The following is a 20,695-nucleotide window of genomic DNA, read 5'->3' as shown; positions in this document are numbered from 1 at the left end:
CCCACCCGCGGCGGACGAACCCGCCAGGCCGCCGCGCCGCTCGGCCGTCACCGGGGCGCCGATCGGGTCGGGTACCGTACCGGCATGGCGAGGACCCCGAGGGCACGCAGCAGCACGGAGCGGTCCTCCGCTGCCGTGACGCTGCAGCAGGTGGCCGAGCACGCGGGCGTCTCGATCGCCACCGCCTCCCGGGCGCTGCACGGCGCCACCGGCCGCTCGGTCGGCGAGGAGCTGCGCCGACGGGTGCTGGCCGCGGCCACCGAGCTCGACTACGTCTCCAACGCGCCCGCCCAGGCGCTCGCCCGGTCGCGCAGTTCGACGATCGGGCTGGTCATCCACGACATCGCCGACCCGTACTTCGCCGCCATCGTGGCCGGGGTCTCCCGGGCGGCCCGCGAACACGAGCTGATGGTGATGCTGGCCGCCACCTTCCGCGAACCGCTGCTCGAACTGGACTACCTGCGCCGGGTGCGCACCCAGCGGGCCGACGGCGTGCTGCTCGCCGGCAGCGGCTGCACCGAGCCGGCCTTCGCCGCGCGGCTGGCCGACACCCTGACCGGCTTCACCGAGGACGGCGGCCGGGTGGTCTGCATCGGCGACCACGGCCTGGACGCCGACCTGGTCACCGTCGACCACCGCCGCGCCGCCGAGCTGGCGGTCGCGCACCTCTGGGAGCTCGGCCACCGCCGGATCGGCGTGCTCGCTGGCCCGGCCGGCCTGGTCGGCGCCGACCGGCAGCTCGACGGGATCCGCCGCGCCCTCGCCGCCCGGGGCGCTCCGCTACCGCCCGAGCACCTCACCCGCACCGAGCTCACCCGTGCCGACGGCCGCTCCGCGGCCACACAACTGCTCACCAAGCAAACGGACTTGACCGCCGTCCTGGCCGTGGACGACACCCTGGCGGCCGGCGCCCTCACGACCCTCCGCGATGACCTCCACCGCGCCGTCCCGGCCGAGGTCTCGGTGGTCGGCCTCGGCGGGCTGCCCTTCACCGCCGATCTCCACCCGAGCCTCACCACCGTCCGGTTCCCCCTGGAGCGGCTCGGCGCCCGGGCCCTCGAACTGCTCCTGGAGGCACCGGAACGGCGCGGGCCCCGGCGCACCGTGGAACTGGACGTGGAGTTGACCGTCCGTTCCAGCACCGGGCCCGCGCCGTCGGATTGACGGAGCGTCAGGCAGGGCGAGCCATCAGCCGAGCTTCTGGCAGAGCAGCGCGTACGGCCGCGCGGCCCAGAGCTGCCACCACGGCGTGCGGTAGGCGACACCCGCGACGTACTCGTCGTCGGCGCACTGGCCCTTGTACGAGCCGAAGGCGAAGTCACCGCCACCGGCCGCGGCCGGCCGGTTGTCGGCGCTGTCGAACCAGACCGTCCGGCTCGCGGTGCCCAGCGGCGCGGCCGACTTGGCGCAGAGCACGCCCATCGTGGTGCCGTTGCGGCTGTAGCCGGTCACGGCGTAACCGGCCGGGCACTGCGCCTTGTTGTAGCCCGAGGCCCAGTCGGTGCTCACGTACGTACCGCCGTGGTCGACCTCGGTCGCGTGGTCGGCGGCCCACAGGTCGGGGCGGGTGACGCTGGTGCAGAGGCCCTGGTCACCGCCGTAGCTGAGCCCGGCCAGCCGGCTGCCGTCCGGGCAGGTGGCCTTGCGGGCGTACGGGTCCCAGTCCGCCTTCAGGGTGGCGGAGCGGTTGTCGTCCGCGTTGGCGGAGTTGAGCGAGGTCCAGGTCACCGAGGGGGTCGGGGCCTGGCCGAGGCTCTGCGAGGTGATCGGCCACTCCTGGTGGTACGCCAGGAAGGGCAGGTCCTTCTCCAGGATCGGGGTGCCGAGGATGGCCAGCCGGGCCATCAGCGCGCCGTTGATGTCGAGCCCGCCGTACAGGTCGACGGTGCCGCCGCCGCTCGGCGCGCCGGAGCCGAGCACCACCGTGCCGTTGACGGCCGTCCGCAGGTACGGCTCGATCGAGGCCTTCACCCCGAGCGAGTCGTAGAGCGCGATCGTACCCTCCGCCAGCAGACCGGTCTTGAGTGAGGCCGAGCCGCTGAGGTTGAGCTTCAGCGGGGAGACGGTGGAGGTGCCGGGGTCGGTGGTGGTGGTCCAGCCCTGGGCGCTGGTGTAGTCGGAGTGCACGCCCCAGTGGCCGTCGTAGCTCTGCTCGGCGTCCACCGTGACGGTGCCGTCGGCGCTCACGTCCAGCGAGAGGACGAAGTCCAGGTTGATCACCACCGGCAGCGGGCCGACCATCACCACCGGGCTCGAACTGAGCTTGGCCAGCGGGATCTTGAAGGCGACGCCGGCCCCGAGGTTGGCCCCGCTGATGTGCCAGTCGGCGTGCGCGCCGAGGTCGAAGCCGATCCGGGCCTGCTGGGGCGTGAGCACCCCGCCCTGGTAGGAGAAGCTCACCGTCGGGTCGATCTCCACCGATCCGGCCAGGTGCGCGGTGGACCCGTTCGGCAGCGGCACCGTGGTGTCGGCGCTGAGCCCGAGCCCGCCGGCGATCGTGCCCTGACCGCTGGTCGGCGTCAGGTTGATTGACACCTGCAAGTCCTTGACCTGCGGCTGCACTTGGAGCGAGGCCGGGTCGAGCGGAGCCTGCAGGCTCGCCTTGGTGGCCCCGAGCAGTTCGGGCAGCGCGGCGGGCCGGGTGGTGACCGCCACCGTGCCGTCGGCGGCCTGCTGCACACCGGTGACGGCCACCAGGGCGCCCTGCGGGGCGGCCGGGGTCGGCGGACTGTCGATCAGCTGGCCGGGCTGCACGGCAGCGGCGGAACCAGCCGGTCCGGCAGGCGAGTTGGCGGTCGGCTTGAGCACCGCCTGGCCACTGTTCGGGTCGTAGGAGGAGAGCGCGAGCCCGGCCGCGGCCGGGGTGGCCGGCGCGGCGGCGCCGGCCGAGGCGGCGGGCGCGGCGACGGTGGCGGTCTGGGTGCCGCTCGCCGTGGGCGCCAGCGTGGTGGGGAGTGTCGGCGCCGTCGCGACGGGGGTGTCGGCCTGCGCGGGCAGCGCCGCCACCAGGTTCAGGGCTCCGCCGCCGAGGATCAGCAGCGTGGAGGTGGCGACGGCGGGAAGCAGCAGGAGCTTGCGTGGGGCCACGTGGGGACCTCTCGGGTCAGGGAGCACGACAGGTGGTCCGGGCATGGTGCGGGCGAGCGTCTTGCGTTCGAGCGTCTTGGAAAGCGCTTACCAGACTCCGGGCACCGAGCAGACTTGTCATGAACTTCGTGTGTCTGCCCGGCGCCCGGCTACTTCACTTCACGGGCCGTCAGCCGAGCGGACGGCAGAGCAGGGCATCCGGCACCCCGCCGTGGTTCCACTGCCAGGTGTAGGCGACCCCCGCCAGGTACTCGTTGTCGCCGCACTGGCCCTTGTAGTACCCGGGCGCCCAGTCACTGGCGTTCGACCCGCCGGTGGCCGGCCGGTTGTCGCCGTGGTCGAACCAGACGTTCCGGCCGTTCAGCGGCAGCGCAGCGGTGGCCGGGGCGCAGAGCAGCGCCGCCATCGCGTTGCCGTGCACGCTGTACCCGACCGCGAAGGTGTTGTCCGGGCACTGCAACTTGTTGTAGCCGGAGGCCCAGTCGCCGTGGGTGACGTACCGCTCGTCCGTCACCGTCACCCAGCCGCCCGCACCCGGCGCCGGTTCGCCCGCGTCCGTGCAGAGCCCCCGACTGTCGCTCCGGCCGAGGCCGGTCAGCCGCTCCCCGTCCGGGCAGTTGCCCTTCCGGTTGCCCGCGCTCCAGTCGGGCAGCGCCGACATCCGCGCGGACACGTCGTAGTCGGCGTGGTCCAGGTTCAGCTGGTTCCACCGGGCCGGCCGAGCCATCGGGCCGCTGGCCGAGGCCGCGTTCACCAGCTTGTTCCAGTCGGTGGCCCGCCAGTCGCCCGGGTCCTCGACCGAGAGCTGACGGCCGGCCGGATCGTACGAGAGCATCGCCCAACTGTCTTGTGGCACACCACCGTTCTGCCAGCCGACCAGCGGCCAGACGGCGAAGTCGGTGTCGTTGGCCACCAGGATGTCGGTGAAGGCGCGGAACCAGGCCTGCTCCTTGGCATCCGTCGAACCGCGCCCGCCCGCGCCGAACTCGCTCACCCAGACCGGCGCGGTGAAGTGCTGTCCGGCCTGCGTGACGAACAGCGCCTCCTGGTTGACCACCGAGGCCAACTGGTCCGGGGTGAAGTCCTCGTAGCGCGGGTCACTGGTGGCGCCCGGGCCGCTGCCGGCCCCCGTGTTGGCCGGGCCGGTGTAGGCGTAGAAGTGTGCGGAGTACACCAACTTGCCCGACTGGATAAGGGTGTTGGAGAGGTTCGCCACCGGGGTGAGCATCGGCCGACCGTGGCTGAACAGCGCGGCCGGGATGCCGTACCAGTTGATGCCCTCCATCACGATCAGCAGGTCCGGGTCGGCCTGCAGGATCCTGTTGCCGGCCTCCTCGAAGGCCGCGTTCTCGTCATGGCCGTCGCCCCAGCCCCAGTTGGGGTCGTCCCAGGTGTCCCGCCGCACCTCGTTGCGCAGGTCGGCGCCGACCACCCGCTTGTTCGCCTTGTACCGGTTGGCCATGAACACCCAGTCGTCCTCCCACTGCTGGGTGCTCTGCCCGCTGTTCCACCGCTCGTTGCCGTCCAGCCCGCAGCAGAACCGGTAGCTGGTGGTGTGGTTGTTGAGGATCACCGCGAAGCCGTCCGCGGTGAGCGCCGCGATCACCGCGTCGAACACCTGCAGCGGGGTCTCGCCCTTGAGCTGCGGGTTGGCCGCCACCGCCGCGTCCGGCACCGGCGCGGTGTCGTGGATCAGCGCGTTGGCGAACGGCAGCCGGATGCTGTTGATCCCCACCTGGTGGAAGCCGGCGAGGATCTGGGCGATCGGCGCCCGGTCGAGGCCCAGCGGGAGGTTGTACGAGACCTGCCCGGCCTGGTTGTTCGCCGGGTCGGTGGTGGAGCCGCTGCCCTCCCAAGTCCCCTGTGCACCAGCCCAGTTGCCGGACTTGAGCTTGAACCGGTTGCCGGCGGCGTCGACGATGTACCGCCCCCGGGTGCTCAGCGGACCGCTCCAGGAGGCCGCCAGCTCTGGGCCGCTCAGCACCACGGGCGCAGCGGCCGGAGCGGCGTTCGGCGCGGTGGCCGAGGCGGTCGCGGCGCCCCCGGCGGCGGTGGCCGCGAACGCGAACAGGGCGGTGCCGGCCGCCAGGGCACGGGTCACGAGTCTTCTCATGTCGTTCCAGACGTGAAGAGGGTGGGGGTGCACGCGTGATTGGCGAGCATGCTACGGCTACTGGTGAGTACCTGTCAGGAGGGCGGACACCAGGAAAGCGTTTTCCAGCCGCTGGAGATCTAGCCCCCGGCCCTGTCCTCCGACACCACCCGGGCCCGATCCGCCGAGCATTTCATGATCGCGACACCGCCCATTTCCCCATCCGTCAGCCCCGCCCACCACCGGCCGCACCGGACGCCTGACACCCCGCCGCACCGGCCGAATGGCTGACCCGGAGGGCCCGCTGCGCCGCTCCTGACGGTGCCCGCTGCCAGGCTGAGGGCAAGCCCTGGGGGCGTTCCCCGGGAGAGAGCACACACGCGACAGGAGCACCCATGCTGACCTCCACCCAGGTCCCCGGCGGGCTGAACTGGCTCGACCTCGGCACCCCCGACCTCGACGCCGCCGTGGCCTTCTACCAGGGCCTGTTCGGCTGGGAGTTCACCTCCGCCGGCCCGGAGGCCGGGGGCTACGGCTACTTCCGCCACGACGGCCGGACGGTGGCCGCCCTCGGCCCGCTGACCGAGGAGGGTGCGCGCTCGGCCTGGACGGTGTACTTCCGCACCCTGGACGCCGAGGCCACCGCCAAGGCCGTCGAGCAGGCGGGCGGCACGGTCCGCTTCCCGCCGGCGGACGTCTTCACGGCCGGACGGATGGCCGGCTTCACCGACCCGACGGGCGCCGAGTTCGCCGTCTGGCAGCCCGGGGAGACCGACGGCCTGGAGCTCGTGAACGCCCCCGGCAGCGTCAGCTGGATCGAGCTCTACACCACCGACGGCCCGGCCGCGAAGGCGTTCTACTCCGCCGTCCTCGGCTGGGAGACCCGCGACAACCCGCTCGGCAACGGCCTCGTCTACACCATCGCCGGTCCGGCCGGCGGCGGCCCGGAGACCAGGCACGGCGGCCTGATGCAGCTCCCCCAGGCGAACCTCGACGCCGGCTCCACCTCCGAGTGGCACCCCTACTTCGAGGTCACGGACTGCGACGCCGCCCTCGCCCGCGCCACCGAGCTCGGCGCCACCGTCATCATCCCAGCGATGGACGCCGGCGCCGTCGGCCGGATCGGCATGCTCCTCGACCCCTTCGGCGCCCCGTTCGCGGTGGTCACCAGCCCCACCACCTGACCTCCCGGCCGCCGGCCCACCGGCCCCCACCGGCCCCCTCCGCGCCCTACGCGTCGCCGACCTTGTCTGCCTCGGCCTGCGCCGCCAGCGCCTGCTCGGACGCCTTCAGCAGGTGCGCCGCGGTGTCGAGGTCCGCGGCCGGCGGCGCCTTGACATGCGCATCAGGCCTCGCCCGGGGCCCGCCGGGCGCGGAACGCTGCGGCCTTGACCCGGCTCTGGCAGGCCGTCGAGCAGAACTGACGGCCCGCGTTGCGCGAGGTGTCCACGTAGACCCGATCGCAGCGCGGGGCCGCGCAGAGGCCGAGCCGGCCCGCGTAGTCGCCGCCGATGGCCATCGCGAGGCCGGTGGCGCAGCCGGCGCTCCAGCCGACGGCGTAGGAGTCGTCGGCGCCGTGGAAGTGCACCTGCCAGGGTTCGCCGGGGGTGCGGTCGAGTTGGGGGCGGGCACCGGTCTCGCGGAGCAGCGCGTTGAGCGCGGGTGCCGCCTCGTCGAGGCGGTCGGCGGCGACGGCCTCGAAGACGGTGCGCAGGGCGCGGGCCGTCCCGGCCAGGTGGTCGGCCGCCTCCGGCCCGAGGTCCGGACCGACGGCGAGGGCGGTGCGGACGGCCTCGACGCGTTCGGCGCCCGTCGGGGCGAGGTAGCCGCGCCCGCGCGCCTCGCCGTCGGTCAGCGCGTTGACCAGCGCGACCGAGGCGTCCAGCAGGGTCCGCATGTGACTGTCGAACAACACTTGACCGGTTACCTTTCGTGCGCCTACCGTTCTCATCACTGACCATATCCGATTCACCAGTGACGGGAGCCACCGTTGGCACGCCGCGAACGGTCCAGCCGCACCACACCCCTCCCCCGCACCGTCCGCGTCCTGCTCCTCGCCCGCCTGGTCAACCGCCTCGGCGCCTTCTCCCTCCCCTTCCTCACCGCCCTGATCAGCACCGGCCACGGCGCGAACCTGACCACCGCAGGCCTGGTCAGCGCCGCCTTCGGGCTGGCCACCATCCCGTCCCGGCTCGCCGGCGGGCACCTGGCCGACCGGATCGGCCGCCGCACCACCATCCTGCTGGGCCTCGGCGGCTGCGCCCTCGCCCAGCTGGCGATCGCCGCCGCCACCTCCCTCCTCTGGACGGCCACCGCAGCGGTGCTGCTCGGGCTGGCCTTCGAGCTGTACGAGCCGCCGAGCCAGGCGATCATCGGCGAATCGGTGCCGGAGCAGCAGCGGGTCCGCACCTTCGGCCTGCTCGGCGCGGCGCTCGCGGCGGGCGGCATGGGCGCCGGGCTGCTCGCCGCCCTGCTCGGCGGCGCGGACCTGCGCTGGCTCTTCGCCGCCGACGCCGTCAGCTGCCTGGCCTGCGCCCTGCTGCTCCGGCTCGCCCTCCCCCGCGACCGCCCGCGCCATACCCACTCCCAACTCCCCACCACCATCAGACCCTTGCGCGACCGTGCCCTGCTCACCGTGCTGGCCACCGGTACCGCCTACGCCCTGATCAACCAGCAGACCGCCGTGTCCCTCCCGCTCGCGCTCGCCCGCCAGGGGCTGCCCGCCGCCGACGCCGGTCTGCTGTTCACCGCCGCTGCGGTCACCACCGTGCTCGCCCAACCCCTGCTCCGGCTCCCCCGGTTCACCCGCCTCGGCACCCCGGCCGCCCTCGCTCTGGCCCATCTCCTGCTCGCCGCAGGCCAATTCGGCTACGCGGCGGTGCCCTCACTCCCCGGCATGCTCGCCGCCTCCGCCGTGTCGAGCCTCGGCGACCTCCTCGTCCTGGGCCGGGTCTACGCCCTGGTCACCGATCTCGCCCCGCCCGGCGGCACCGGCCGCTACCTCGCCGTCTTCGGCACCAGCTGGGGCGTCGCGGCCACCCTCGCCCCCGTCCTCGGCACCCAACTCCTGGCCCACGCGGGCCCCACCGCACTCTGGCTCACCACGGCCAGCCTCTGCCTGCTGCTCGCCGCCCTCCACCTCCGTCTCACCCCGGGCCTCCGCACGCTCTCCCCCGCCCCCTCCTCCACCCCCCGTTCAGCGATCCGAACTACCCTGCTGGGATGAGCAGCTGGCAGAAGTACGCGGACGAGGAGTTGGCGGCCGTCGCCGAGGCGGCGCTGCCCGGCCACCGCTGGCTCGGGGCGGAGTGGCTGCGCGGCACCTCCTACCACGTGCTCCTCCTGCCGGGGACCGCCACGGTCCTGGTGGCGCGGACCCCCGCCGTCGCCGCCGAACTGCCGCGCCGGGCCGAACTGTTGCGGCGCCTGGCCCGGCTCGGCCTGCCGTTCTCGGTGCCGGAGCCGCTGGCCGAGGTGGTGACGGCCCACGGGCGCACCGCAGTGGCCCTGCGCTGGCTGTACGGGGAGAAGACCCAGCACCGTTTCCGGGACTTCCCCCACCGGCTGAGGTCCGTCCCTCCGCCGCACCTCTGCGAACTCCTCGCCACCCTCCGCGAGGTGGACACCGCTCCGCTGGCCGACCTGCTCGGCGCACCGCACGAGGGCGTCGGCGGCGAGGCCTGGGCCGAGTTGCTGCTCGGCGAGGTGGTGCCGCGTCTGCCCTGGACCAAGCGCCGCGAGGCCCGCCGCCGCATCACCGTCGCACGCGACCTGCCCCCGGCCGAACCCACCCTGGTCCACGGCCGGTTGGACGCCACCAATCTGCTGTGGAACGGGACCCGGCTGGTCGGCGTGCTGGGCTGGGACCGGGCGCAGCGCTTCGACCCCGCCCTGGACGCCGGCTGGCTGTACTCCCAGCACTGGGAACCCCGCAAGGGCGAGCTGACCCCGGAGCAGCTGCGCCGCACCAGGATCTGGGCGCTGACCCTCGGGTTCGAGCCCCTGGCCCGAGCGGTCCTCGCCCGAGCGGCCGGGGAGGACCCGTACGACTGGGACGAGGTGCCGTACCAGCTCAGCGAGACGGTCAAGTGGCTGGACCGGACCACCGGCTGGTGGAGCCGCGAAGCGCGCCGCTGACTCCACCACCCTGGGGTCACCCCTCGGGGCGGTACGGCGGGGGCAGCCCCCAGCCCCAGCGCGGCATCGGGGTGTGCACCACGCGGTCGGCGCCGGGGGCGGAGAACATCAGGGCCATCCGGGTGCCCCACTCCAGGTAGCCGCGGAAGGCCGCCCGGAACTCGGGGTCGGCGGGCAGGCCGACCTCGTCCGCGGCGTCCTCCAGGAGCCCGATCCAGCGGCGGCGCATCGGCTCGGTCAGGGCCCGGCCGAGGTGGCGGGAGACCATGTGCGGGTGGCCGCCGCGCTCGGCGCTGTAGGTCGGCGGGCCGCCGAAGACCTCGCCGAGGAAGAGCGCGACGTGCTGCGGGTGGCCCGGGTCCATCCCGGCGAAGACGGGGGCGAGCAGCTCGTCCTCGGCGACCTTGGCGTAGAACACCTCGGCCAGCCGGGCCAGCGCGGGCGCCCCGCCGAGGTACTCGTACAGCGTCGGGTCGCTGCGCTCGGCGCCTCGGCCGGTGCCGGTGACCCCGGTGGGGCGGTAGTGGCGCATCTCCTCGATGTCGCCCAGGTAGGGCTTGACGGCGGCCAGGAACTCGGTGAACTCCGGCGAGCGCCGGAAGCCCTCCAGGTGGGCCTGGGTCGAGGTCCAGCGGATCCGCAGCACGTAGCTGCCGGGCTCCTCCTCGCACTCCGTCAGCTCGTAGTCGAGGCAGTGCTCGGAGGCGGCCAGGGCCGGCGCGGCGGCGCGGTAGGCCGCCTCGAACTCGGCGCGCCGGTCCGGGCCGATGCGGTAGCGGATGTATTCGACGGTCATGCGGGTGTCTCTCCTCGCTGGGGTCAGACGCCGAGGGCGGCGATGACGGCCTGGGCGACCTTGCGGCCGGAGTACTGCTGCTGGCCGGTGATCAGGCGCCCGTCGCGGACGGCGAAGGGCTTGAACAGGCCGGCGCTGATGTAGTTGGCCCCGCGCTCGCGCAGCGCGTCCTCGGCGCGCCAGGGCATGATCTGCACCCCGGCCGCGCGGTCGCTGTACTCCTCCTCGGTGTTGGAGAAGCCGGTGACGGTGCGCCCGGCGACCAGCGCGCTGCCGTCGGCGAGCTCGCAGTCGACCAGGGCGGCCACGCCGTGGCAGTAGGCGGCGACGATCCTCTCGGCCTCCCAGAACGTGCGGATGGCCTGGTGGAGCGGCTTGTTGTCCCGGAAGGTGAACATCGGGGACTGCCCGCCGGCGATCAGCAGCGCCTCGTACCGGCCCAGGTCGAGCTGGTCGAGCGCCGGGGTCTGGTCGAGCAGCGCGCGGAGCTCGGGGGTGTGGACGAAGCCCATCGTGATCAGGTCCTCGGCGGACCACTTCGAGGGGTCGCGCGGGTCGGAGAGGGCGTCCAGCTCCACTCTCCCGCCCGCCGGGGAGGCGATCGTGACCTGGAAGCCGGCCTCGGTCAGTTCGTAGTAGGGGTGGGTGAGTTCGGCGCCCCAGAAGCCGACCGGCCAGCCGTTGTTGCTGCTGACGGTCCGGGTTGGCGACCACGATCAGGATCTCGCGGGGGCGGTCGGTGCGGGTGTCGACCCGCTGGTGGTGGTCGGACGAGTGCGCGGCGTGACAGCGTCGACGCGATCCTGGCGCAGTGGCAGCACGAGCGTCCCGACCTCGCGGTGGCGCCCGTGGGCGTGATCACCCGCCTGGCCCGGGTCCGCGGCCACCTCGACGAGGCGCTCGCCGAGGTCTTCGCCGGCTTCGACCTCACCCCCGCCGACTTCCAGGTGCTGGTCAACCTCCGCCGGGCCGGTGCGCCCTACCAGCTCGGCCAGGCCCGGCTGATGGATTCGCTCGGGCTGACCTCCGGCACGGTGAGCGTCCGGCTGGCCCGGCTCGAACAGCGCGGGGTCGTGGTGCGCGAACCCGACCCGGCCGACAGGCGCAGCTTCACCGTCCGGCTGACCGAGAGCGGCCTGGAGCTGTTCGACCGGATCGCGCCCGAGCACCTGGCCAGCGAGGACCGCCACCTCTCCGCCCTCACCCCCGAGGAGCAGGATCAACTGGCCGCCCTGCTCCGCAAGTTGCTCGTCTCATTCGAACAGACCGGCCCGACCGCCACCCAGCTCTGGGGCGCCACCCTCGAACCCGCCCGGATCGCCCGCCGCACCCGCGCCGCCGTCGGCCTGACCGACCGCACCGGCCTCCTGGTCACCCGGGTCGACCCCACCGGCCCCGCCGCCCGGGCCGGCCTGCGCACCGGCGACCTGCTCACCCACCGCGGCACCACCCAGGTCCGCACCCCCGAAGACCTCACCACCCCCGGCGACACCCCCGGCACCCCTGTCACCCTGCGCCTGCTCCGTGCCGAGGAGCCGTACGAGACCACCCTCGACCCCTTCGACCCTCCCTCCGACTCTCCCTCCGCTCCCTGAGCCCACCGAGGCCGATCCACCGATCCCCCATCACCGGTCACGTGCCGGCCGAACCCGATGTGGCGTCCGGAGTGTCAGCGGTGGGTTCGGCGCCGGTCCAGCCCTGGTTGGCGTCGACGGTGGAGAGGGGGGCCACCGAGGTGGGGCCGGCCGTGCCGAAGGCGGCGCAGACCGGGTCGGTGGTGTCGACGGTGACCAGGGGGTCGCGCAGGCTGGTGTCGAGCTTGGTGTAGAGCAGCAGGGTGCCGCCGGTGGTGCGGGCCGGGACACCGGGCTGCACCGTCACCGGTTGCTGCCAGCGCCAGGCGCCCCAGGTCAGCGTGACGGCGGTGGCGGCGGGCGTGCCGTCGGGGCGGGCGAGCAGGGTGTAGACCTGCCCCTGGTACGCGTGGTCGTACTGGTACACCCAGTGGGTGCGGGCGTCACAGCCGGAGCCGGCCGCCGGCCAGGGCGGCGGTACGGGCGCCGGGACGACCACGACGGTCGGCAGCGCCCGCGACGGCCCCGGCCGCAGGGCGGTCGGCGCCCCGCTGTCGCGCGGTAACTGACGCCCCGCCAGCAGGCCTGCGGTGAGGCCGACGACCAGCGCCGCCGCGGCGGCAGCGGCGCGGGTGGCCCACCACCGAGGGGCGGTCGCCACCGAGCCGGCCGAGCCGGATGGCAGAGCGGTGACCGGGCCGGGCGGCCCGGCGGTGGCCGGCTCCTCCGTGGGCCTGTCCGCCGGGGGCACGGGCTCGCCCAAGGCGTCGCGGGCCCGCTCCCAGTGGTCACGCCACGGGCCGGGGTCGGACTCGCCGCACGCCTCCAGGAAGGCCTCGACGGTCGCCCAGGTCGGCAGGTCCGATCCGCCCGCCGCCTCCGAGAGGACCGTGGTCGAGTGGTGCACCCGGCGGCTCATCGCGGCGAAGGTCGGGGTGCCGGCCTGCTCCCGCAGGGCGCGCAGCCGCAGGGCGAACTCCGCGACCGGCCCCGCCTCCGGGTCCAGACTCCGTTGCCTGCGGCCCACCGGCGCCCTCCCCCGTGCTGCGGCTTCCCGTCGATTGATTGTCCGGACGCGATTCTCCGCAGCAACCCGGCCGATGACCAGAGGGTGATCTTTTTCCGCAATTGTTTGTCCGAGTCGCGACGGTGTTGGCCGCGGTCGGCAGGACCGCCACTGTGGTGGGCGCACCGGGACCGCCGGACCCACAGGCGCACCACCGGTCCCGTCCGCCCGTCCCGTCCGCCCGAACCGCGGCCGCGCCGCCCGTCCACCCCTCCGGGAGACCACATGAAACCCATCGCACACTGGCTCGGACGCCTCGTCGCCGTCCTGGCCGTCCTCGCGGGCGGGGTGGTGGCGTTCGCCGCTCCCGCCTCGGCCGTCACGATCTGCGGCAACTCGCCCGTCCCGCCCGGCCAGGTGATCGTCTCCGAGTACGCCGGCAACAGCTGTGGCGGCTACCTGGAGCTGACCGTCCAGCCGCCGTTCGACGGCATCGGCATCTGCGCCGACTCCCCGATCCCGGACGGCTACGTGATCGTCTCCGAGCAGGCCGGCGCCGGCTGCGGCGGCCACCTGGGCGCCACGCTCCGCATCGCCTACCCTGGCGTCGGCATCTGCATGGACTCCCCCGTCCCGACCGGCTGGGTGATCACGGCCGAACAGCAGACCAACAGTTGCGGCGGCCACCTCGGCGGGACCATCACCAACCAGCTCTTCAACGGGATAGGCGTGTGCGCCGACTCCACCCTCCCTGCGGGCTGGGTGATCATCGCGAAGTCGGCCGGCAACGGCTGCGGCGGCCACCTCGGCGAGACGATCACCAACCAGCTCTTCAACGGCATCAACGTGTGCGCGAACTCCACCGTCCCGGCCGGCTGGGTGATCACGGCCGAACAGCAGACCAACGGCTGCGGCGGCACTCTGTCCGAGAACCTGGCCACGCCCTTCCCGGGTGTCAACGTCTGCGGCGACTCGCCGATCCCGCCCGGCTACGTGATCACCTCCGCCCGGTCAGCGAGCGGCTGCGGCGGCCACCTGATCGAGGTCATCACCAACAGCCTGTTCAACGGCATCAACGTCTGCGCCAACTCGACCGTCCCGGCCGGGTGGTGGATCTCCTCGATGTACTCCACCAACGGCTGCGGCGGCTACCAGGCCGAGATCCTGCAGCACTGACGCCCCCGGGCCGGCGGCCTCGGTATCGGCATCGGGGCCGCCGGCCTGGCCGTCGGTCTGATCTCGACGGGACTGGAGTTCGGCGGGGCGACGACGGCCGAGGCAACCACCCGGGCGTGCACCGGCTGCACCACGAGCTTCGGAGCGCGCTTCCCGGTGATCCTGTCGTCGATCCCGGGCTTGTCGCACGGCCCTCGACAGGCTCCCCGGCCACGCCAACGGGTGGGCCACCTGCGGCAAGGACCGCCTCGTCGCTGACGGTTCCCTCCGCCTCTACAACGCCGCAGGGACAACAGACCTGGGCCGGCTGAGGCCAACCGCGCAGCGAGCAGGCGTCCACGGTCGGCCCGTTGCCGACTACTGCCAGGTCACTCGCCGTCGGGCTTGACGTCGGTGGCGACGAAGTCGGCGAGGGCGGCGAGGACGACACCGGGCTGCTCGATGTGCGGGAAGTGACCGGCCTCGGGCACCGGGTGGAAGACGGCGTGAGGGAAGGAGTCGGCCAGGGCGCGCCCGTACTCCAGCGGGACGATGCCGTCCTGCTCGCCCGCGAGCACCAGGACCGGGACGGTGACGCGGTGCAGGCGGGAGCGGAGCTTGGGGTCGTGGCAGAACGGGTCGCCCGCGTACACGGCCAGGGTGCGCTGGTTGGCGGCGACGGCGGACCTCTGCTCCTCGCTGAACGAGGCGGGGTCGGGCCGCAGGGCGGGGTTGTGGAAGGAGAGCTCGAGGGTACGGGCCGGGCCCAGCTCGGCGGGGTTGGCGATGGCCAGCGGAGGCTCGGGGGTGATGCCGGTGGCGCCGAGCAGGGCCAGGGCGCTGATCCGGCGGCGGGTGTCGCGCAGTCCCATCTCGGCGGCGATCCAGCCGCCGACCGAACTGCCGATCACCAGCACGCCGTCGAGCCCGAGTTCGTCGATGAGGTCGAGGTAGACGGAGGCGAGGTCGGCGATCGTGTCGACGCCCTCGGGGCGGGAGGTGCCGTCGAAGCCGGGGTGGGTCGGCACGACCACGTGGGCGTGCCGGGCCAGCTCCGCCGCGAAGCCGGCCATGGAGCCCGGTCCGGCGCCGCCGTGCAGCACCAGCACGGCGGTGCCGTCGCGGTTCTCGCCGAACTCCTGGACGGTGACGGCCGGTCCGTGGGGCAGGTCGATGGTGCGGGTCGTGGTGGCGGGGGCGGAGACGGTCATGGGGACGGCTTCCTTCTGCTCGGTGTGCGGGGTGGTGGCGTAGCGCTCCATGACCTGCGCGATGTTCTGCGGGGTCATGGGGCGGCCGGCGGCGACCATGTCGCGAAGGTCCCGGAAGTACTGGACGTACAGGTCAGGGGTGAACGTGTTGACCATGACCAGGGGCTGGTCGCCGGGGTTGGCGAAGGTGTGCGGGGCGCCGGGCGGGACCATGACCAGCGTCCCGGCGGGCGCCTCGTGCACGTCCCGGCCGACGGTGAACCTGGCGGTGCCGGAGAGCACGTAGAAGCCCTCGTCGTGCCGGGCGTGCCGGTGCTGGGGCGGCCCCTCAGTGTGGGGCGGGATAGTGATCTCGGCGATGCCGAGCCTGTGCCCTGTGGTGCGGCCGTCCTCCAGGATTCGGATCCGAGCCCGGTCCAGGTCGATGACCTCACCGCCACCAGGAGGAACGACGGAGACGACTGCTTCCATGGCCAAATCCTCCACCACTTCGTGAGAGCTGACTTTCATGAATATAGAGCGCTCACATCTACTCGTGCAAGTGCACTCTCATCATTGGAGTCCGCTTGCTACCATGACGGCATGCAGAGGAGCGAACCGGTGACACCCCAGCGCGCGGGCGGGCGCGTCAACCAGAAGCTGCGCACCCGCGCCGCGATCGTGGCCGCCGCGGTCGAACTGATGCGTAGTGGGCGCGAGGTGACGATGCCGGAGGTCGCCAAGGCGGCCCTGGTCTCCGAGGCCACGGCCTACCGGTACTTTCCCGACCTGGCCAGCCTGCTCCAGGAGTCGATGGCCGGCGAGTGGCCCACGCCGGAGCAAGCGCTGCGCGCGGTGGCCGGCTCCACCGATCCGGTGGAGCGCGTCGCCGCCGCCACCGAGCACCTGCTGCGGCAGGTACTGACCTACCAGGGCGCCGTCCGGGCCATGATCGCGGCCACCATCACCAGACCCGACGGCACCGTCACCCGCCCCGCACTCCGGCTCGGGCTCATCGACCACGCCCTCGCTCCGGTCGCGGACTCCCCCGGCACCGACCCCGCCGCCCTGGCCCAGCTCAAACGGGACCTCACCGTCGTGATCAGTGCCGAGGCCCTGTTCACCCTCACCGACCTGCTCGGGCTCCCGCCCGAGGACGCGATCGCCAGCGCCGTCCACACCGCCACCACACTGACCCGCGCGGCCCTCGACGCCACCCGAGCCTGACCACCGGGCGGGGCCCGCGAGCGGCCGTCGCCGGTCCGGACCGCGCTCTCTGAAAGCGTCCGGTAAGCCGCTGCTCCCTACCTTTCGAGCGAAGTCCGAACTTCTACCTCGGAGGGAACCATGGACAGGATCAGCGGGTTTCTGCTGAGACACCGTGGGCTGGTGGGACTGGCCTGGCTGGTGATCACAGTCGTCGGTGTCGTGGTGGCGCCGTCGGTGTCGAGCCGCCTGCAGCCCGGGACGCACCTGAACACGGCCGCGTACCACGCGAACGTGCGAATAGCGAAGGAGTACGGCGGGGCGACCGAGGACCCGGGCGTGCTGGTGCTCGATGCACCGGCCGGGCAGCGGGTCGCCTCGCCAGGTGTCCAGGCGCAGCTGAAGGCCGTGGACGCGGCGCTCGCCAAGGCCGCTCCGACGCTGCGCGTCGTCTCCTACGCCTCGACCGGCAGCAGGAATCTGGTCGGGACGAACGGGACCAGCACGATCGTCCTGGCCTATCCGCCGCATCAGGGCGATGACATGAGCCCGGAGACGGTCGACGAGCTGACGGCGGCGGCGAGGACGGCCGCGCCGCGACTGGCCGTCCACGGCACCAGCCAGAAGGCGTTGGAGGCCGGGAACCAGAGCCAGCAGGCCAACTCCAGCGTCCTCAACGAGCTGATCATCGGCGCGCTCGGCGCGCTGGCCGTGCTGGCCTGGGTGTTCGGATCGTTCCTGGCGTTCCTGCCGCTGATCATGGCGCTTGTCTCGGTGCTGACGATGCAACTGCTGATCTACGCCCTGACGTATGTGATGCCGGCGTCCTCTCCGATCGGCCCGTCGGTCCAGTACATCGTCGCGTTGCTCGGTCTCGGGTTGTCGATCGACTACTCGCTGCTGGTCGTCACCCGGTGGCGGGAGGAGCGCGCGGCGGGACGTGGCAACGACGAGGCGGTGCGCGTGGCGATGAAGCGCGCCGGGCACTCGGTGTGGTTCAGCGGGATCGTGGCCTCCCTCGGCCTGTGCGCGCTGGTCGTCGTCCCGAACTCGCTGGTGCGCGGGATCGGCGTCTCAGGGCTGTTCATCCCGTCGACCGCGACGCTCGTCGCCCTGACCTTGCTGCCGGTGGTCCTGTCGAAGATCGGCGCGAAGGCCGACTGGCCGCGCCGCCGCAGGTCCGGGAGCCCCGGCCGGTTCTGGACGTGGTGGTCGGGGCAGGTCATCCGGCACCGGGTCGCCGCCGCCGTGCTCGGCCTGGGGATCCTCATCGGCCTGGCCGGGACCGCCGCGACGATCAACATCGCGCAGCCGACGACCGCCGCGCTGGCCTCCGCCGGCTCCTACACCGACGGACTGCACGCGCTGACGGCTGACGGTTTCCCGAGCGGCACTCTGACGGCGGTGCCGATCCGGGTCCCCGACGCGTCGCAGGCCGCTGCCACGGTCGACTCCCTGGACCGTGTGTCGAGCCTGTACGGAGCGGTCGCCCCGACCGGCCCAGGCTGGAACGGCACCGGCACCGGCATGGTGATCGCGATCCCGCGGCACGAGATCGGGACGGACAGCGGCGGCACCTCGCTGACCGACATCCGTGCCACCGTGCCGCCCGGCGCGCTGGTCGGCGGCGACGGCGCGTTGAACGTCGACCTGGTGCAGACCACGTACGGATCGTTCCCGCTGCTGTTCGGCATCGTGGCCGTGGTGACGTTCCTGCTGCTGGCTCGCGGGATGAGGTCGATCCTGCTGCCGGCCAAGGCCGTGCTGCTGAACATGCTGTCGGTCGCCGCCTCCTACGGCCTCCTGGTCCTGGTATTCCAGCACGGCCTCGGGATGCATGCGCTGTGGGGCACCAACTCCTACGGCGCGATCGACCGCCTGGCCCCAGTGCTGATCTTCGGCTTCCTGTTCGGCGTGTCGATGGACTACGAGGTCTTCATCCTCGCCCGCGTCCGGGAGGGCTACGACCGGGCCCGATCGACGCACCAGGGCATCGTCGAGGGGGTGTCCCGGACCGGACGGCTGGTCACCAGCGCGGCGCTGATCCTGTTCTTCGCCCTGGCCGCGCTGTCGACGGCGAACGACATCACCGTGCGCCAGATCGCCGCCGGACTGGCCGCGGGTGTCGTCCTGGACGCGGTCGTGGTCCGGATGCTCCTGCTGCCGGCCCTGGTCTCCCTGTTCGGCACGGCCAACTGGTGGCTGCCGAACCGAGCCACCCGCCTGCTGCGCATCAAGCCGACCGGGACCGACGAAGCCGAAGCGCCGCGCCCCGAGTGGGCTACGGTATCGATCGGGAAGGACTGAACCCATGCGGATCCTGGTGGTCGAAGACGAGCCGGCCATGGCCGAATCCCTCACCTGGGGACTCGAGCAGGAGGGCTACGTCGTGGTGCCGGCGGAGACCGGGGAGACCGGGCTGTGGCTGGCCCGGGAGGCGTCCTGGGACGTCATCGTCCTCGACGTGATGCTGCCCGGCCTCAACGGCTACCAGGTCTGCGAACAGCTGCGCAAGGACGGGATCTGGACCCCGATCCTGATGCTCACCGCGATGGACGAGGACCTCGACCACGCCGAAGGGCTCGACGTCGGCGCGGACGACTATCTCACCAAGCCGTTCTCCTACCCGGTGCTGCTCGCGCACTTGCGGGCGCTGACCAGGCGCGGACTGCGCGAGCGGCCGGCGGTGCTCACCGCCGCCGGCCTCTCCCTGGACCCGGGCCGCCGCTCGGTGACCCGGGACGACGCGCTGCTGGAGCTGACCGCCCGGGAGATCGCCGTCCTGGAGTACCTGCTGCGGAACACCGGACGCGCGGTCTCCAAGTCCGAACTGCTCGACCACTGCTGGGACGCCGCGTACGACGGCGGACCGGGCGTGGTCGAGGTGCTCGTCCACCGGCTGCGGAAGAAGATCGACCCGCCGGGCGGACGGCCGGTCATCACCACGCTGCGCGGCGAGGGCTACCTCATCCAGGACAACGCGTGAAGACGCCGCGTCCCGGCCGGCGGGCCCGACCGCGTCGGCTGCGCTCCCGCGTCACGATCATCGCCGGGCTCGCCATCACCGCCGGCGTCGTGCTCGGCGTCATGCTGATGTACCTGCTGCAGATGAACTCGGTCCGGCGCACGATCGACAGCCAACTACTCACCTATGCCGAGCAGATCGCGCAATCCGGCCAGAGCGGGACCTGGCCGAGCCCACTGCCGCCGTCCGGCCTCGACCCGAACGCCCAGGCGCAGGCGATCGCCGCCGACGGCCGCGTCCTGGCGGCGACCCGCACCCTCGCGGGCGTCCCGGCCGTGTACACGCTCCCGCCGGGCACCGGCACGCCGGTCCGACAGAAGGCGGCGGACGGCGTGGTCCCCGACGAAGTCCGCGTCGTCGGCCTCCAGGCCACCGTGGCCGGCCAACCGGTCACGATCGTCACCGGCAGCCCCAGCGGACTGCTGAGCGAGGTCAACGAAGGCTTCGTCCACCAACTGCTGTTCGGCGTACCCGTCATCCTCCTGCTGTCTGCCGGCACGGTCTGGCTGGTCGTCGGCAGGGCACTGCGCCCGGTCGAGCAGATCAGGCACACCGTCACCGACATCACCTCAGCCGACCTGACCCGCCGCGTCCCGGAACCGGGCACCGACGACGAGATCGGCAACCTGGCCCGGACGATGAACGACATGCTCTCCCGCCTGGATGCCGCCGCGAAGCAGCAACGCCGCTTCACCGCCGACGCCTCGCACGAGCTGCGCAGCCCGCTGGCCGCCATCCGCACCACCTTGGAGGTCGGTCTGGCCCACCCCGACCGGGCCCCCTGGCCGAAGATCGCCGAACGTGCCGTCGAGCAGTCGCAGCGTCTGGAGGCACTCATCCAGCAACTCCTGGTGCTCGCCAAGGCAGATGACCGTCGGCTCGCGACGCAGCAGCGCTCCGTCGATCTGGGCGGGCTCCTCGAGGAGATCCGGTCCTCGACGCATCCGGCGCATCCCGTGCGCATCGATCTCGACATCGCCCCGGACACCGCCGTCGTCGGCGATCCGGGCCACCTGGAGCGATTGTTCCGGAACATCGTCGACAACTCCGTCCGCCATGCCCGGACCAGGGTCGTGGTGACAGCGGCGGCCACCACCGACGCCGTCACGATCGATGTGGACGACGACGGGCCCGGCATCCCGGCCGAGGACCGGGAACGGGTCTTCAACCGGTTCGTACGGCTGGACGAAAGCCGCGGCCGCGGCACCGGGAACTCCGGTCTGGGCCTGGCCATCGCCCGCGAGATCGTCCACGCGCACCACGGGCGGATCACCGTCGCCGAGAGCCCGACGGGCGGCGCGCGGTTGGCCGTCGTACTGCCGCGCAACGGCGGCGGCGGCGGTAAGGCGTCCGGCAAGCAACCGCCTCACACTCACCGTTCACGTTTCTGATCGAAACCCTTCGACATCTTGCATCACCGCGCAGAC

The 20,695-nt window shown here is 72.8% G+C and carries 16 protein-coding genes and 2 pseudogenes; 10 read left to right on the top strand and 8 right to left on the bottom strand.

Features of this window, described 5'->3' with window-relative positions:
- Positions 1-84: 84 nt before the first annotated feature.
- Positions 85-1,164: a LacI family DNA-binding transcriptional regulator gene (locus tag CFP65_RS37620; protein WP_104820372.1), complete on the top strand. Its 1,080-nt coding sequence runs from the start codon at positions 85-87 to the stop codon at positions 1,162-1,164.
- A gap of 24 nt (positions 1,165-1,188) precedes the next feature.
- Here the strand turns inward: CFP65_RS37620 and CFP65_RS37615 are convergent, their stop codons facing one another.
- Both CFP65_RS37615 and CFP65_RS37610 read right to left on the bottom strand, forming a co-directional pair.
- Positions 1,189-3,087: a hypothetical protein gene (locus CFP65_RS37615; protein ID WP_104820371.1), complete on the bottom strand. Its 1,899-nt coding sequence runs from the start codon at positions 3,085-3,087 to the stop codon at positions 1,189-1,191.
- Between the two features lie 169 nt (positions 3,088-3,256).
- On the bottom strand, positions 3,257-5,200 hold the full coding sequence (locus CFP65_RS37610; protein ID WP_104820370.1) for a glycoside hydrolase family 5 protein: 1,944 nt from the start codon (positions 5,198-5,200) through the stop codon (positions 3,257-3,259).
- A gap of 374 nt (positions 5,201-5,574) precedes the next feature.
- Here CFP65_RS37610 and CFP65_RS37605 point away from each other — a divergent pair, with 374 nt between their 5' ends.
- Positions 5,575-6,363 carry a VOC family protein gene (locus tag CFP65_RS37605; protein WP_104820369.1) on the top strand — a complete coding sequence of 263 codons (789 nt, stop codon included), beginning with the start codon at positions 5,575-5,577 and terminating at the stop codon, positions 6,361-6,363.
- Positions 6,364-6,524: 161 nt separating this feature from the next.
- Here CFP65_RS37605 and CFP65_RS37600 read toward each other — a convergent pair whose 3' ends face one another.
- Entirely contained in the window at positions 6,525-7,094 is a 570-nt protein-coding gene (locus tag CFP65_RS37600; RefSeq protein ID WP_254552774.1) for a CGNR zinc finger domain-containing protein, read from the bottom strand.
- A 75-nt stretch (positions 7,095-7,169) separates the two neighbouring features.
- Between CFP65_RS37600 and CFP65_RS37595 the strand changes: the two genes are divergently transcribed.
- Positions 7,170-8,405 (top strand): MFS transporter, encoded by a 1,236-nt coding sequence (locus CFP65_RS37595; RefSeq protein WP_104820367.1) that lies wholly within the window; start codon positions 7,170-7,172, stop codon positions 8,403-8,405.
- Positions 8,402-9,316, top strand: a complete 915-nt coding sequence (locus tag CFP65_RS37590) for a phosphotransferase family protein (RefSeq protein ID WP_104820366.1) — start codon at positions 8,402-8,404, stop codon at positions 9,314-9,316. Before CFP65_RS37595 ends, CFP65_RS37590 begins: the two co-directional genes overlap by 4 nt.
- Before the next feature lie 16 nt (positions 9,317-9,332).
- On the opposite strand, the gene CFP65_RS37585 is transcribed toward CFP65_RS37590, so the two are convergent.
- Positions 9,333-10,112: a group II truncated hemoglobin gene (locus CFP65_RS37585; RefSeq protein WP_104820365.1), complete on the bottom strand. Its 780-nt coding sequence runs from the start codon at positions 10,110-10,112 to the stop codon at positions 9,333-9,335.
- Between the two features lie 23 nt (positions 10,113-10,135).
- Positions 10,136-10,768, bottom strand: a pseudogene (locus tag CFP65_RS37580) (type 1 glutamine amidotransferase domain-containing protein); the annotation flags it as partial.
- A gap of 192 nt (positions 10,769-10,960) precedes the next feature.
- On the opposite strand from CFP65_RS37580, the gene CFP65_RS40335 reads away from it, so the two are divergent.
- Positions 10,961-11,707, top strand: coding sequence for a MarR family transcriptional regulator (locus CFP65_RS40335; protein WP_217368229.1), 747 nt, complete (start codon positions 10,961-10,963; stop codon positions 11,705-11,707).
- 37 nt (positions 11,708-11,744) lie between these two features.
- Here the strand turns inward: CFP65_RS40335 and CFP65_RS37570 are convergent, their stop codons facing one another.
- On the bottom strand, positions 11,745-12,713 hold the full coding sequence (locus tag CFP65_RS37570; protein ID WP_104820363.1) for a helix-turn-helix transcriptional regulator: 969 nt from the start codon (positions 12,711-12,713) through the stop codon (positions 11,745-11,747).
- Positions 12,714-12,977: 264 nt separating this feature from the next.
- Here CFP65_RS37570 and CFP65_RS37565 point away from each other — a divergent pair, with 264 nt between their 5' ends.
- Positions 12,978-13,868, top strand: a complete 891-nt coding sequence (locus tag CFP65_RS37565) for a hypothetical protein (RefSeq protein ID WP_104820362.1) — start codon at positions 12,978-12,980, stop codon at positions 13,866-13,868.
- A 368-nt stretch (positions 13,869-14,236) separates the two neighbouring features.
- On the opposite strand, the gene CFP65_RS37560 is transcribed toward CFP65_RS37565, so the two are convergent.
- Together CFP65_RS37560 and CFP65_RS41650 are read right to left on the bottom strand one after the other, a co-directional pair.
- Entirely contained in the window at positions 14,237-15,058 is an 822-nt protein-coding gene (locus CFP65_RS37560; RefSeq protein ID WP_256387316.1) for an alpha/beta fold hydrolase, read from the bottom strand.
- A gap of 18 nt (positions 15,059-15,076) precedes the next feature.
- Positions 15,077-15,568: pseudogene (locus CFP65_RS41650) on the bottom strand (cupin domain-containing protein); the annotation flags it as partial.
- A gap of 72 nt (positions 15,569-15,640) precedes the next feature.
- Here CFP65_RS41650 and CFP65_RS37555 point away from each other — a divergent pair.
- The 4 genes from CFP65_RS37555 to CFP65_RS37540 all read left to right on the top strand — a co-directional run bounded on the left by CFP65_RS37555 (position 15,641) and on the right by CFP65_RS37540 (position 20,659).
- Positions 15,641-16,264 carry a TetR/AcrR family transcriptional regulator gene (locus CFP65_RS37555; RefSeq protein WP_104820360.1) on the top strand — a complete coding sequence of 208 codons (624 nt, stop codon included), beginning with the start codon at positions 15,641-15,643 and terminating at the stop codon, positions 16,262-16,264.
- Positions 16,265-16,384: 120 nt separating this feature from the next.
- Positions 16,385-18,550: an MMPL family transporter gene (locus CFP65_RS37550; RefSeq protein WP_104820359.1), complete on the top strand. Its 2,166-nt coding sequence runs from the start codon at positions 16,385-16,387 to the stop codon at positions 18,548-18,550.
- 4 nt (positions 18,551-18,554) lie between these two features.
- Positions 18,555-19,229: a response regulator transcription factor gene (locus CFP65_RS37545; RefSeq protein WP_104820358.1), complete on the top strand. Its 675-nt coding sequence runs from the start codon at positions 18,555-18,557 to the stop codon at positions 19,227-19,229.
- Entirely contained in the window at positions 19,226-20,659 is a 1,434-nt protein-coding gene (locus tag CFP65_RS37540) for a cell wall metabolism sensor histidine kinase WalK (protein ID WP_104820357.1), read from the top strand. The genes CFP65_RS37545 and CFP65_RS37540 overlap by 4 nt, the downstream gene beginning before the upstream one ends.
- Positions 20,660-20,695 lie beyond the last annotated feature (36 nt).

Source organism: Kitasatospora sp. MMS16-BH015 (assembly GCF_002943525.1).
Classification (GTDB): Bacteria; Actinomycetota; Actinomycetes; order Streptomycetales; family Streptomycetaceae; genus Kitasatospora.
Note: the sequence above shows the minus strand (reverse complement) of the source record. Positions and strands in the feature narration are given on the sequence as shown.

What these genes read in the sequence shown, in the direction of transcription:
- CFP65_RS37560 (WP_256387316.1), bottom strand. Translation starts at nt 15,058, where the DNA reads ATGACCGTCTCCGCCCCCGCCACCACGACCCGCACCATCGACCTGCCC.
- CFP65_RS37545 (WP_104820358.1), top strand. Translation starts at nt 18,555, where the DNA reads ATGCGGATCCTGGTGGTCGAAGACGAGCCGGCCATGGCCGAATCCCTC.
- CFP65_RS37605 (WP_104820369.1), top strand. Translation starts at nt 5,575, where the DNA reads ATGCTGACCTCCACCCAGGTCCCCGGCGGGCTGAACTGGCTCGACCTC.
- CFP65_RS37550 (WP_104820359.1), top strand. Translation starts at nt 16,385, where the DNA reads ATGGACAGGATCAGCGGGTTTCTGCTGAGACACCGTGGGCTGGTGGGA.
- CFP65_RS37555 (WP_104820360.1), top strand. Translation starts at nt 15,641, where the DNA reads ATGCAGAGGAGCGAACCGGTGACACCCCAGCGCGCGGGCGGGCGCGTC.
- CFP65_RS37590 (WP_104820366.1), top strand. Translation starts at nt 8,402, where the DNA reads ATGAGCAGCTGGCAGAAGTACGCGGACGAGGAGTTGGCGGCCGTCGCC.
- CFP65_RS37585 (WP_104820365.1), bottom strand. Translation starts at nt 10,112, where the DNA reads ATGACCGTCGAATACATCCGCTACCGCATCGGCCCGGACCGGCGCGCC.
- CFP65_RS37620 (WP_104820372.1), top strand. Translation starts at nt 85, where the DNA reads ATGGCGAGGACCCCGAGGGCACGCAGCAGCACGGAGCGGTCCTCCGCT.
- CFP65_RS37610 (WP_104820370.1), bottom strand. Translation starts at nt 5,200, where the DNA reads ATGAGAAGACTCGTGACCCGTGCCCTGGCGGCCGGCACCGCCCTGTTC.
- CFP65_RS37565 (WP_104820362.1), top strand. Translation starts at nt 12,978, where the DNA reads ATGAAACCCATCGCACACTGGCTCGGACGCCTCGTCGCCGTCCTGGCC.